The 14728-nt window shown below is 63.5% G+C and carries 2 protein-coding genes (1 of these 2 cut by a window edge); both read left to right on the top strand.

Annotated features, from left to right (window positions below; genetic code table 11):
• The first annotated feature begins 160 nt into the window (after window positions 1-160).
• Window positions 161-13177: a non-ribosomal peptide synthetase gene (locus tag RMV17_RS16825; protein ID WP_311881300.1), complete on the top strand. Its 13017-nt coding sequence runs from the start codon at window positions 161-163 to the stop codon at window positions 13175-13177.
• A protein-coding gene (locus RMV17_RS16820; RefSeq protein WP_311881298.1) for a non-ribosomal peptide synthase/polyketide synthase crosses the window boundary here: on the top strand, window positions 13174-14728 show its 5' portion. The gene runs 16289 nt beyond the window's last position; the window shows 1555 of its 17844 coding nt (coding positions 1-1555); its start codon is at window positions 13174-13176; its stop codon lies off the right edge, out of view. The genes RMV17_RS16825 and RMV17_RS16820 overlap by 4 nt, the downstream gene beginning before the upstream one ends.

The raw sequence follows: 14728 nt of genomic DNA, 5'->3' as shown, positions 1-14728 counted from the left end.
CGCTCCCACAGGGGACTTGCGGTGCTCAAGCGCGCGGCTTGTCCCCGCTTCCCATGTCAGACACCCACGCCCCGATGTTTTAGTTTTTCCAGGCTGCGCGCCGCGTGCACGGACTCGCTGCTGCGCGCTCCTTTTTTCCGTATTTACAGCAGGTTACCTCATGCATTTCAGCGAACTGATGGCCGCCATTTCCACCCATGCGATCCGCCTTCAACAGGAAGATGAAGACCTGGTCATTCTGGGCAGCGACGACGCGCTGGATGACGCGTTGTGGGACAGCCTCGCGGCGCACAAGGCGCAACTGCTGGAGCTGGTTGCCCAACACGGCGGCGACTGGCTGAGCCCGGCCTTTCGCATCACCCCGGACATGCTGCCGCTGGTGACGCTGAATCAGGACACCCTTGACCGCATCGTTGCCACGGTGCCGGGTGGCGCGGCCAACGTGCAGGACATTTATCCGCTGTCGGCGTTGCAGGAAGGCATGCTGTATCACCATCTTTCGGCCGCTGCCGGTGACCCTTACATCTCGCAGGCGCGCTTCGTGTTCGACAGTCAGGAGCGGCTGAACGCCTTCGCCGAGGCGCTGCGCTGGGTGGTCAAGCGTCACGACATCCTGCGCACTTCGTTCGTTTGGGAATACCTCGACGAAGCGGTGCAAGTGGTCTGGCGCGAGGCGCCGCTGGTGTGTGAGGAAGTCAGCATCGACAGTCGCGCCGACGTGCTCACGCAATTGCTCGAACGCCATGACCCGCAGCACTTCCGCCTCGACATGCAACAAGCGCCGCTGCTGCGCATGGTCTATGCACAGGATCCGGCTCAGGGCCGCGTTGTCGCGCTGTTGCTGTTTCATCACATGATCATGGATCACGTGGCGCTGGACGTACTGCGCCGGGAAATTCAGGCCTGTCTGCTCGGGCAGACTGCGCAAGTGCCAGCGGCGGTGCCCTATCGTGATCACTTGGCCAAGGCCCGCAGTGCGGGCAACGAGCAGGCACAGGAAGCGTTTTTCCGCGAGATGCTCGCCGATATCGACGAGCCGACGCTGCCGTGTGGTTTGCAGGATGTGCAGGGTGATGGCCATGCCATCGAGGAGTCTTCGTTGATGCTCGACAGCCGCTTGAGCCGGCAGTTGCGCGAGCAGGCGCGGCAGCTCGGCGTGAGCGTCGCGAGCCTGACGCATCTGGCGCTGGCGCGGGTGCTCGGGCAATTGTCCGGGCGCACGGCGGTGGTGTTCGGCACTGTGCTGCTGGGGCGGATGGACGCGGGCGAGGGCGGTGAGCAGGCGTTGGGGATGTTCATCAACACCTTGCCGCTGCGCGTTGATGTCGGTGAGCAAAGCGTGCGCGCCGGCGTGCGGGCGACCCATCAGCGCCTGACTGCGTTGCTGGCGCATGAGCAGGCTTCGCTGGCGTTGGCACAACGCTGCAGCGCCGTCGCGGTGCCGACGCCGCTGTTCAGCGCGATCCTCAACTACCGGCACAGCAGCGTCGAAGAAGTCGCGGACGTGGTCGATATTGCCCCCGGTGTGCAGGTGCTCGGTGCCCGCGAGCGCACCAATTATCCGCTGACCATCAACATCGATGACCTCGGTGTGGACTTGCGCATCACCGCGCTGGCGGATGCAGCGCTGGGTGCCGAGCGCATGGCCGCTTACCTGAAAGCAGCGCTGGAGAGTCTGGCCGATGCCCTGCAAACCAGCCCTGATGTGGCGCTGCAAACGCTGACAATCCTGCCGGCCAGCGAACGCGAACATCTGCTACGCGGCATCAATTCGCCCGTGGCGCAGTTCCCGCAAACCCCGTTGATCCATCAGCAATTCGAAACGCATACGCAGGCCCGACCAGACGCCACGGCGCTGATTTTCAACGGCCAGACTCTCAGCTATGGCGAACTCAATCGTCGCGCCAACCAGGTTGCGCATCATCTGCTGGCCCTGAACATTCGTCCCGATGACCGCGTGGCAATTTGCGTCGAGCGCGGTCCGCAAATGATCATCGGCCTGCTCGGTGTGCTCAAGGCAGGCGCTGGTTACGTGCCGATCGATCCGGCCTATCCGCTGGACCGTATCAACTTCACCTTGCAGGACAGCGCCCCGGCGGCGGTGCTGATGCAGGCCGCGACCCGCGACCGCGTGGCCGCTCTCGAGGTGCCGCAGATCGACCTCGACAGCGCTCCCCTCAAAGCCGAACTCGACAGCAATCCGCAAATCCCCGAGCTGACCCCGGCGCATCTGGCGTACGTGATCTACACCTCCGGCTCCACCGGTCTGCCTAAAGGCGTGATGGTCGAGCATCGCAATGTGGCGCGGCTGTTTTCTGCCACCCACGACTGGTTCCAGTTCAACCAGCAAGACATCGGCGTGCTGTTCCATTCCTTCGCCTTCGACTTTTCGGTCTGGGAAATCTGGGCCGCGCTGGCGTTCGGCGGACAATTGCTGTTGGTCCCGCAAGCCGTCAGCCGCTCGCCGGACGACTGCTATGCATTGCTCTGCGAAACCGGTGTGACCGTGCTCAACCAGACGCCGAGCGCGTTCCGTCAACTGATCGCCGCCCAGGGCCGCAGCACCTTGCAGCATTCCTTGCGGGAAGTGGTTTTCGGCGGCGAAGCGCTGGAGCCGGGCCTGCTCAAACCGTGGTACGCGCGGGTCGGCAATGCCGGCACGCGGCTGGTCAACATGTATGGCATCACCGAAACCACGGTGCACGTGACGTATCGGCCGTTGCAGGCCGCCGACGCGCAGTTGCTGGGCGTCAGCCCGATTGGCGTGCGCATTCCCGACCTGCAACTGTATGTCCTCGATGCGCAGCGTGAACCGGTTCCCGTCGGCGTGGTTGGCGAGCTGTACGTCGGCGGTGCCGGGGTGGCGCGCGGTTATCTGAATCGCGAAGCGCTGACGGCCGAGCGTTTTATCAATGATCCGTTCAATGAAAACGCCGATGCGAGGTTGTACAAAACCGGCGACCTCGCGCGCTGGGCGGCAGATGGCAGCCTCGAATACCTCGGCCGCAATGACGATCAGGTGAAAATTCGCGGCTTCCGCATTGAGCTGGGCGAGATCGAGGCGCGGTTGTCTACTTGCGAAGGCGTGCGCGAAGCCGTGGTGATCGCTCGCGAAGACAGCCCCGGCGATCAGCGTCTGGTCGCGTACTGGCTGGCCGACGAAGGTGCGGCGCCGGATGTGGCGCAACTGCGTGATCATCTGCTGTCTGTGCTGGCTGATTACATGGTGCCGAGCGCCTTCGTGCGTATCGAGGCCTTCCCGCTGACCACCAATGGCAAGCTCGACCGCAAAGCCTTGCCGGCACCGGACAGCGATGCATTCGCCCGACGTGGTTTCGAAGCGCCGATCGGAGCGGTAGAGAATCTGATCGCTGGTCTCTGGCAGACATTGCTCGGTGTCGAGCAGGTCGGCCGCCATGACAATTTCTTCGAACTCGGCGGTCATTCGCTGCTGGCAGTGAAGCTGATCGAACGCATGCGCCAGCAGGATCTGCACTGTGACGTGCGCGTGCTGTTCGGTCAGCCGAGCGTGGCCGCGCTGGCGGCAACCTTGAGCAACGAGCGTGTGATTGTCGTTCCAGACAATCTGATCGAGCCAGGTTGCACGCGCATTACCCCGGCGATGCTGCCGCTGGCCAGTCTCGATCAAGCCGCGATCGATCGCGTTGTTGCAACCGTGCCGGGTGGCATCGCCAATGTGCAGGACATCTATGCTCTGGCACCGTTGCAGGCAGGGATTCTCTATCACCATCTGGCGACCAGCGCCGGCGATCCGTATGTGTTGCAGGCGCAATTTGCCTTCGACGGTCTGGCGCAGATCAAAACCTTCGTCCGTGCTTTGAACGGCGTGATCGCGCGCCATGACATTCTGCGCACTGGCATCTTCTGGGAGGGTCTTGAAGAGGCGGTGCAAGTGGTTTGCCGTGAGGCAACACTGGCGCTGGAACGCGTCGATGCCGACGAACTCGACGGCGACGTGCTCGAGCAGATGCAGGCGCGTTTCGATCCACGCCATTATCGTCTGGACCTCAATCGCGCGCCGCTGATGCGTTTTGTCTACACCGAAGATCAGCCGCACCAGCGCTGGATCGGCATTCTCCTGCTGCACCATATCGTCCTCGACCACACCGCACTGGACGTGCTGGTCGCGGAAATGAGTGACGTCATGCTCGGCCGCAGCAGCGACCTGCCGCCGCCGGTGCAGTACCGCCACTTTGTCGCGCAGGCGCGGCTTGGCGCCGATGATCAGGCGCATGAGGCGTTCTTCCGCGAAATGCTTGGCGATATCGACGAGCCGACCGTGGCCTTCGGTTTGCAGGACGTGCACGGCGACGGCAGCGATATCCTCGACAGTCATGCGGAGCTGGACGTCGGCCTCGGCCAACGTCTGCGCGAGCAGGCACGGCGGCTGGGTGTCAGCGTGGCCAGCCTGGTGCATCAGGCCTGGGCTCAAGTGCTGTCACAAGTTTCCGGCCAAGAGAACGTGGTGTTCGGCACTGTGCTGCTCGGCCGCATGCAGGGCGGAGAGGGCGCAGATCGGGCGTTGGGCATGTTCATCAACACCTTGCCGTTGCGCGTCAACGTCGGTGCTGACCCGGTAGAACACGGCGTGCGTGCCACCCATGCGCGCCTGGCGCAGTTGCTCGGCCATGAGCAAGCGTCATTGGCACTGGCCCAGCGTTGCAGCGGTGTCGCCGGCGCGCAGGCGCTGTTCAGCACCTTGCTCAACTACCGCCACAGTGCGCCGGAATCGGCTGCTGTAGCGTGGGATGGCGTGGAGATTATCAGCTCCCGCGAGCGCAGTAATTATCCGTTGGTGGTCAGCGTCGACGACCTCGGTGAAGGTTTCCGCTTGAGCGTGCAAGCCGTGCCGCAAGTGGACGGGGCGCGGGTCTGCGATTTCTTGCAAACCGCGTTGCACAGCCTGGTCACGGCGCTGGAGTACACGCCGCAGGCGCCGTTGCAGCAGTTGTCGATCGTGTCGCCGGGCGAGCGGCAACGGGTGCTGGTCGGCTTCAACATCAGCGGTCGTGAATACCCGCCGGCGCAAACAGTGCCGCGCCTGTTCGAAGCGCAAGTGGCGGCGCACCCCGAGGCGCTGGCGGTGGTGCAGGGCGAGCAACAGTTCAGCTACCGCGAACTGAATCAGCGCGCCAATCGTCTCGCCCATCACCTGATTGGCCTCGGCGTGCAAGTCGACGATCGTGTTGCGCTGTGCCTGCGTCGCGGGCCGGACATGCTCGTCGCGCTGCTGGCGATTCTCAAGGCCGGCGCGGGTTATGTGCCGATTGATCCTGAATACCCGGCTGAACGCATCGCCTACCTGTTGCAGGACAGCGACCCGATCGCGGTGCTGGCGCAGGCCTCGACGCGCGCCCTGCTCGGCAGGGCGCCGGTGATCGATCTGGACGCCAACGACTGGCGGCACTTGCCTGACACCAACCCGGCACTGTCGAGGCTGACTCCGGCGAATCTGGCCTACGTGATCTACACCTCGGGTTCCACCGGGCAGCCGAAAGGCGTGATGGTCGAGCACCGTACTCTGGAAAACCTCGTGCACTGGCACGCCGAAACCTTCGATCTGCACGCCGGCAGCCACACCGCCAGCGTCGCCGGTTGCGGTTTCGATGCCATGGCCTGGGAAGTCTGGCCGGCGTTGTGCGTCGGCGCGACCGTGCACCTGCCACCGTCCTCGATCGGCAATGAACACCTTGATGAATTGCTCGAATGGTGGCGCGCGCAGCCGTTGCAGGTGAGCTTTCTGCCAACCCCGGTGGCCGAATACGCGTTCAGTCGTGAACTGGGCCATCCGACCCTGCGCACGCTGCTGATCGGTGGCGACAAGTTGCGCCAGTTCTCGCGGGATCAGACCTTCGACGTCATTAATAACTACGGCCCGACCGAAGCCACGGTGGTGGCGACGTCCGGACGTATCGAGCCCGGCCGGGTTCTGCACATTGGCCGGCCGATTGCCAATGCGCGGATTTACCTTCTGGACCGTCAGCAACAACCGGTGCCGACCGGCGTGCAAGGCGAGTTGTATGTTGGCGGCGCCGGTGTTGCGCGGGGCTATCTGAATCGACCGGAACTGACCGCTGCGCACTTCCTCGACGACCGGTTCAGCGACGAGCCGCACGCACGGATGTACCGCACCGGCGACCTCGCGCGTTGGTTGGCGGACGGCAATATCGAATACCTGGGGCGCAACGACGATCAGGTAAAACTGCGCGGCGTGCGTATAGAACTCGGCGAAATCGAAGCGGCGCTGAGCGCACATGATGCGGTCCGCGAATGCGTGGTGCTGGTGCGCGACGGCCGTCTGGTCGCCTGGTTCACCGCAATCGAGTCTGTCGAGATCGCTGATTTGCACCAGTATCTGCACGCGCGGCTGCCGGACACTTTGGTCCCGGCCGCTTACGTGCGACTGGACAGCCTGCCGCTCACGGCTCACGGCAAACTCGACCGCAAGGCCTTGCCCGAGCCGGATCAGGACGCGTGGCTCAGCCGTGAATATGAAGCGCCGCAAGGCCCGGTCGAGATCGCGTTGGCGCAGATCTGGGCCGACGTACTCAACATCGAACAGATCGGCCGTCACGACAACTTCTTCGAACTTGGCGGCCATTCGCTGTTGGCGGTGAGCCTGATCGAACGCATGCGTCAGGCCGGTTTGAGTGCCGATGTGCGGGTGCTGTTCAACCAGCCGAGTCTGGCCGCTTTGGCGCGTGCCTTGGGCAGTGGCCGGGAAGTCGACGTGCCGGCCAATCTGATTCCAGCCGATTGCACGCACATCACCCCCGACATGCTGACCCTGACCACGCTGGATCAAACCAGTATCGATCGTATCGTTGCCACGGTGCCGGGCGGCGCCGCGAATGTGCAGGATATCTATCCGCTGGCACCGTTGCAGGAAGGCATTCTTTATCACCATCTGAGTGCCGAACAGGGCGATCCGTACCTGCTGCAATCGCGTCTGGCTTTCGACAGTCTTGAACGTCTGCACAGCTTCGCCGAGCACTTGCAGCAGGTCATCGTCCGTCACGACATTCTGCGCACCAGCGTGGTCTGGGAAGGTTTGCCGAGCCCGCAGCAAGTGGTCTGGCGGCAGGCGCAGATGGTCGTCCAGCCATTGCCGCTGGATGCGCAGGACGGCGATATTCTCGAACAGTTGCACGCGCGTTTCGATGCCCGACATTTCCGTCTCGACCTCAATCAGGCTCCGTTGATCCGCATGGTCTACGCCGAGGATCCGGCGCAACAGCAAGTCGTCGCCATCGTGCTGTTCCATCACTCGATTCTCGACCACACCGCCATGGACGTGATCGGGCGGGAAATGCACGCATTGATGTTCGATCAGCTCGACACGCTGACGCCGCCGATGCCGTACCGCAATTACGTGGCGCAGGCGCGCTTGGGCGCTGATGCGCAGGAACATGAAGCGTTCTTCCGCGACATGCTTGGCGACATCGACGAGCCGACCTTGCCCTTCGGTCTGCAGGATGTGCAGGGCGACGGACGTGGCATCGAAGAGGCGCTGCAACCGGTTGATGCGACGCTCAATCTGCGTCTGCGCGAACAGGCCCGGCAGTTGGGCGTCAGCCCGGCGAGCCTGATGCACATGGCCTGGGCGCAGGTCTTGGGCGTGGTCTCCGGGCGCCGCGACGTGGTCTTCGGCACGGTGTTGATGGGGCGCATGCAGGGCGGTGAGGGTGCCGACCGCACGCTGGGGGTATTCATCAACACCTTGCCGTTGCGGGTTGATCTCGCTGAAGGCGTGCGCGCCGGGGTGAAAACCACCCATGCGCGGCTGACGGCGCTGCTCGGCCATGAACATGCTTCGTTGGCGCTTGCGCAGCGTTGCAGCGCCATGGCCGGTTCGGCACCGCTGTTCAGCGCGTTGCTCAACTATCGACACAGTGCCGCCGAGCAGCAGCCGCACGACGGCCAGGGGATCTGGCAGGGCGTGCGCATGCTGGGTGGCGAGGAGCGCAGCAATTATCCGCTGACCTTGTCGGTGGATGATCTGGGCGAAGGTTTTGCCCTGAATGTACTGGCGGTTGCAGAGATCGGTGCGCAACGGATTTGCAGTTACATGCACACCGCACTGGAACATCTGGTGACGGCGCTGGAAGAGGCGCCGCAACGTCCGCTCAACCGGTTGCCGGTGCTCTCGGTGGCGGAATACGAACGCTTGCTGGTCGACTTCAACCAGCATTCGGCGGCCTATCCGCGTGGGGCAACGATTCAGCGGTTGGTCGAGGCTCAGGCCGAGCAGCAACCGGAGGCACTGGCCGTGGTTCAGGGCGAGCAGCAACTGACTTACGCTCAGCTCAATCAGCGCGCCAATCGCGTGGCCCATCACTTGCTCGGGCTCGGTGTGCAGCCCGATGACCGCGTCGCCGTGTGCCTGCGCCGCAGCCCGGACATGCTCGTCGCGTTGCTGGCGATCCTCAAGGCCGGCGCCGGTTATGTGCCGGTCGACCCGGCGTATCCGGCGGAACGCATCGCCTATCTGTTGCAGGACAGCGCGCCGATGGCGGTGCTGGCCCAGGCTGCGACGGCTGATCTGCTTGGCGCCGTGCCGCTGATTGATCTGGACCATCCCACCTGGCAACAGCTGTCCAGCAGTAACCCGCAACTGCCGGCGTTGACCCCGGCGCATCTGGCTTATGTGATTTACACCTCGGGCTCCACCGGCGCGCCGAAAGGCGTGATGGTCGAACACGCGACGCTGGAAAACCTGGTGCACTGGCACTGCGAGGCCTTCGACCTGCGCGCCGGCAGCCACACGTCGAGCGTCGCCGGCTTCGGTTTCGACGCCATGGCGTGGGAAGTCTGGCCAGCGCTGTGCATTGGCGCGACCTTGCACCTGCCGCCGCAAACGGTGAGCAACGAACACCTCGACGAGTTGCTGGAATGGTGGCGCGCGCAGCCGTTGCAGGTGAGTTTCCTGCCGACGCCGGTCGCCGAATATGCGTTCAGTCGCGACCTCGGTCACCCGACTTTGCGCACGCTGTTGATCGGTGGCGACAAGCTGCGCCAGTTCCCCCGCGAGCAGACCTTCGCGGTGATCAATAACTACGGCCCGACCGAAGCCACGGTGGTTGCCACCTCCGGCGCAGTCGAGGCCGGGCAGGTGTTGCATATCGGTAGGCCGATGGCCAACGCGAAGATTTACCTGCTCGACGACCAGCAGCGCCCCGTACCGGTTGGCGTCGCCGGTGAGTTGTATGTCGGCGGCGCCGGTGTCGCGCGCGGGTATCTGCATCGCCCCGAGCTGACTGCCGAGCGCTTCCTCGACGACCCGTTCAGCGACGAACCGCAGGCGCGCATGTACCGCACCGGTGATCTCGCGCGCTGGTTGGCTGACGGCACAATCGAGTATCTGGGACGTAACGATGATCAGGTCAAACTGCGCGGTGTGCGCATCGAGTTGGGCGAAATCGAAGCGGCGTTGAGCGGTCACGCGGCCGTGCAGGATTGCGTGGTGCTGGTGCGCGACGGCCAGTTGCTGGCGTGGTTTACCGAACGCCTGAGCGTCGACATCGAGGATTTGCGCAGTCATCTGCAAGCGCAGTTGCCGCAAGCTCTGGTGCCCGCCGCTTACGTGCGCCTGCAATCCCTGCCGCTGACCGCCAACGGCAAACTCGACCGCAAGGCGTTGCCGGAGCCGGATCAAACGGCGTGGCTGAGCCGCGAATATGCCGCGCCGCAAGGTTCGGTGGAAATCGCGCTGGCGCAGATTTGGTCGGCAGTCCTTAACGTCGAACAGGTCGGTCGTCACGACAACTTCTTCGAACTGGGCGGGCATTCATTGCTGGCGGTGACGCTGATCGAACGCATGCGTCAGGTCGATCTGAGCACGGACGTGCGCGTGCTGTTCAGCCAGCCGACGTTGGCCGCGCTGGCGGCAGAGGTGGGCAGCGGGCGCGAGGTTGCGGTACCGGAGAATCTGATTGCGGCCGATTGCACGCACATCACCCCGGACATGCTGCCGCTGGTGCAACTGGATCAGGCCAGCATCGAGCGCATCGTCGCCACGGTGCCGGGTGGCGCGGCCAATGTGCAGGATATTTATCCGCTGGCGCCGTTGCAGGAGGGGATTCTGTATCACCACCTCAGCGCGGCTCAGGGCGATCCGTACTTGCTGCAATCATGTCTGGCATTCGACAGCCTGGAGCGTTTTCATGCGTTCGCGGCGGCGCTGCGCCAAGTCATGACGCGCCACGACATCCTGCGCACGTCGATTGTCTGGCAAGGGCTCGCGGCGCCGGTGCAAGTGGTCTGGCGGCAGGCGGAGTTGCCGGTACAAGCTGTGGCGCTGGAACCTGCGCAAGGTGAAGCCATCGATCAGTTGCGTGCACGCTTTGATGCGCGACATTGCCGTCTGGAGCTTGATCAGGCACCGCTGCTGCGTCTGGTGTACGCCCTTGATCCGGACCATCAGCGCGTGGTTGCCATGCTGTTGTTCCACCACATCGCCATGGACCACACCGCGCTGGCAGTGGTCAGCGAAGAAATGCAGGTTATTTTGCGCGGCGATGAACGCTTGCCGGTGGCCGCTGTGCCGTACCGCAATTATGTTGCCCAGACTCGTCTTGGTGTCAGCGAACAAGAGCACGAAGCGTTCTTCCGCGAGATGCTCGGTGACATCGACGAACCGACGCTGCCGTTCGGCTTGCAGGACGTGCACGGCGACGGTAACGACATCGAGGAAGTCGGCCAAGCGCTACCCGCCGTGGTGGCGCAGCGTCTGCGCAGTCAGGCACGGTTGCTCGGCGTCAGCGTCGCCAGCCTGTTCCATCTCGCCTGGGCGCGGGTGCTGGCGGCAACGTCCGCTCAGGAACGCGTGGTCTTTGGCACGGTGCTGCTGGGCCGCATGCAGGGCGGGGCGGGCGCGGATCGCGGGTTGGGCATGTTCATCAACACCTTGCCACTGCGCGTGGATGTTGACGAAAGCAACGTGCGCGCCGGGGTCAAGGCGACCCATGCGCGGCTCAGCGCACTGTTGGCTCACGAACATGCTTCGCTGGCATTGGCTCAGCGTTGCAGCGGTGTCGCGGCGCCGTCGCCACTGTTCAGCGCGATGCTCAATTACCGGCATAGTGACAGTGAGGCCCGAGAAAACGCCACGCGTGATGGCTGGAAAGGCATCGAATCCCTTGCTGGCGAGGAGCGCACCAACTACCCGTTGACCCTCAACGTCGACGATCTGGGCAACGGTTTTGAACTGACAGTGATGACCCCGTCGCGCATTGGCGCGGCACGTCTCGGCCAGTACATGGAGAACGCGCTGACTGCGCTGGTTGAAGCCTTGGAGCACACACCCCGGCAAGCGTTGAATCGCCTGACGGTGTTGGCGGACGAGGAGCGGCAGGCGTTGCTGTTCGGCCTCAACGACACCGCCGTCGATTACGACTTGCTGCAGACGCTGCACGGCTTGTTCGAGGCGCAGGTGCGGCGTACGCCACAGGCTGTCGCCGTAGTCGCCGGCGATCAGGCATTGAGCTACACGCAGCTGAACGAACGCGCCAATCGCTTGGCCCGGCACTTGATCAGCCTTGGCGTGCAAGTGGATTCGCGGGTGGCGATCTGCGTCGAGCGCAGCCTGGAAATGGTCATCGGTCTGCTGGCGATCAACAAGGCCGGCGCCGCTTATGTACCGCTCGACCCGGCCTATCCGCCGGAGCGCCTCGCCTACATGCTCGAGGACAGCGCGCCGGCCGTGGTGCTGGTGCACGCGGCTACCAGCGAGTTGCTGGGAGATATCACGGCGGCAGTGGTCGATCTTGACCAGAACAGCTGGCAATCCTTGTCCGCCGACAATCCGCAAATCCCGGCGCTGACGCCTCAGCACAGCGCTTACGTGATCTACACCTCGGGCTCGACCGGCCAGCCAAAGGGCGTGGTCAATGAACACGCCGGGGTGGTCAACCGCTTGCTGTGGATGCAGGATGCCTATCGCCTGACCGCTGCCGATTCGGTGTTGCAGAAAACCCCGTTCAGCTTTGACGTGTCGGTGTGGGAGTTCTTCTGGCCGCTGATGACCGGCGCGCGACTGGTCATGGCTCGGCCGGACGGACACAAGGATCCGCAATACCTCACTGAAGTGATCGAAACCGAAAACATCACCACGCTGCACTTTGTGCCGTCGATGCTCGACGTGTTCCTCGCCAACAGCGACACCACACGCTGCGACAGCGTGCGTCGGGTGATGTGCAGCGGTGAGGCGTTGCCGGGCAGTCTGGTGCGACGTTTCAAACTTCAGTTAACGGGCAGCGAGTTGCATAACCTCTACGGCCCGACGGAAGCGGCCGTCGACGTGACCGCGTGGGATTGCGCCGGATCCATCGAGCAGACCCCGGACAACACGCCGATCGGCAAGCCGATCGCCAACACCCGTATGTACATCCTCGATGCGCAACAGCAGCCCGTGCCGCAAGGCGTGGTCGGCGAGCTGTACATCGCTGGCGTGCAGGTGGCGCGCGGTTATCTGAACCGACCTGAGCTGAATGCCGAGCGCTTCCTCGACGACCCGTTCCAGCCGAGCGGGCGCATGTACCGCACCGGCGACGTCGCGCGGTATCGGCCGGACGGCAATATCGAATACCTGGGGCGTAACGATGATCAGGTGAAAATTCGCGGTCTGCGTATTGAACTGGGCGAAATTCAGGCACGCCTGACCCAGGTCCACGGCGTGCAAGAAGCGGCGGTGCTGGCCCGTGAAGACGTGCCGGGCGACAAACGTCTAGTCGCCTATTACACCGGTGAACGGCTGGACATCGACCTGCTGCGCAGTCATTTGCTCGAGCATTTGCCGGACTACATGGTGCCCGCCGTGTTCGTGTATCTCGACGCTTTGCCACTGAGCCCCAACGGCAAACTCGACCGCAAGGCCCTGCCGGCGCCGGATCAGCAATCACTGAAAACCCGCGAATACGAAGCCCCGGTCGGCGAAGTCGAGATCACCCTCGCACGGCTCTGGGCCGAACTGCTCAACGTCGAACGGGTAGGGCGTCACGACCATTTCTTTGAACTGGGTGGTCACTCATTACTGGCGATCAGTCTGATCGGCCGGTTACGTCAGGAAGGCATGGAAGCCGATGTCAGGGCGTTGTTCGAACAACCGACCCTGGCCGGCTACGCCGCAATTACGGAAAGAATGGAGATCGTCCTGTGAATGTGCTCGAACTGTTGGCCACATTGAAGGCTAAAGACATCCAACTGGCGGTCACCGATGATCAGCTGCGGGTGAACGGCAACAAACAGGCCTTGAGCGATCCGGCATTGCTGGCCGCGCTGCGTGAGCACAAACCGGCGCTGATCGAACTGATCAAGGGCGGACAATACTCGGCCACTCGCGTCGGCCAGATCGACGTCCCGGCCAACGGCATTCTCCCCGGCAGCACACACATCACGCCAGCGATGGTGACCCTGGCTGAAGTGGATCAGCCGACCCTCGACCGCTTGATCGCCGAGGTACCGGGCGGCGCCGCCAATGTGCAGGACATTTACCCACTGGCGCCGTTGCAGGAAGGCATTCTCTATCACCACGCGAGCAACGAGCAGGGCGATCCCTACGTCATGCAATCGTACTTTGCGTTCAACAGCCGTGAGCGTCTGCAGGACTTCGCGCAAGCCTTGCAAAAGGTCATCGATCGCCACGACATCCTGCGCACGGCAGTGCATTGGGAAGGGCTGGACGTGCCGCTGCAAGTGGTCTGGCGTCAGGCACAGTTGCCGATGGAAGAGATCGTGCTGGCAGACGGCGAAAGTGATGCGCTGCAGCAACTGCACGAACGTTTCGATGCACGGCATTTCCGTCTGGAGGTCCGGTGTGCGCCGATGATGCGTCTGGCCTACGCGTGGGACGAGGACGGTCAGCGCGTGGTCGCAACGTTGTTGTTCCATCACATGGCCCTGGACCACTCGGCGCTCGACGTGGTGCGTCACGAACTGCTCGCCTGCCTCACTGGCGACGATCAATCGCTCGGGCGCCCGGTGCCGTTTCGCAATTACGTCGCGCAAGCGCGGCTGGGCATCAGCGAAGCGGAACACGAGGGTTTTTTCCGCGAGATGCTCGCTGACATTGCCGAGCCGACGCTACCGTACGGTTTGCAGGACGTGCAGGGTGACGGCCTCGACATCGCCGAGCTGAGCCTGCCGATCAACCCGTTGCTCGGTCAGCGTCTGCGGGCGCAGGCGCGGCAACTCGGCGTGAGTGCCGCGAGCCTGTTTCATCTGGGCTGGGCGCAGGTGCTGGCCGTGCTCACCGGCAAACATAACGTAGTGTTCGGTACGGTGCTGATGGGCCGTATGCAAGGCGCCGAAGCCACCGAACGGGCGCTGGGGATTTTCATCAACACCTTGCCGCTGCGGGTCGATGTCGATGCGCAGGGCGTGCGTGCGGCGGTGGAGGCGACGCATAAACGCCTGACCACATTGATGCGCCACGAACACGCGCCGCTGGCATTGGCCCAGCGTTGCAGTGGTGTGGTCGCGCCGACGCCGCTGTTCAGTGCCTTGCTCAATTACCGCCACAGCCACACGGCGGCGACGGCCAGTGCCGAGACCCTGGCCGCGTGGGAAGGCATCAGCACGATCAGCTCCGAAGAACGTACCAACTATCCGCTGACCCTGAGCGTCGATGATTTCGGCGATGCCTTCAGCCTGACATTGTTGGCCACCACCGAGGTTGATCCACAGCGCATCTGCGATTACCTGCACTGCG

The sequence above is a fragment of the Pseudomonas sp. VD-NE ins genome (assembly GCF_031882575.1).
GTDB classification, from domain to species: domain Bacteria; phylum Pseudomonadota; class Gammaproteobacteria; order Pseudomonadales; family Pseudomonadaceae; genus Aquipseudomonas; species Aquipseudomonas fluorescens_BZ.
This window is presented reverse-complemented; position numbering and strand designations above follow the sequence as displayed.

Excerpts from the sequence above, each read along its gene's own strand:
- RMV17_RS16825 (WP_311881300.1), top strand. The coding sequence starts at position 161 with ATGCATTTCAGCGAACTGATGGCCGCCATTTCCACCCATGCGATCCGC.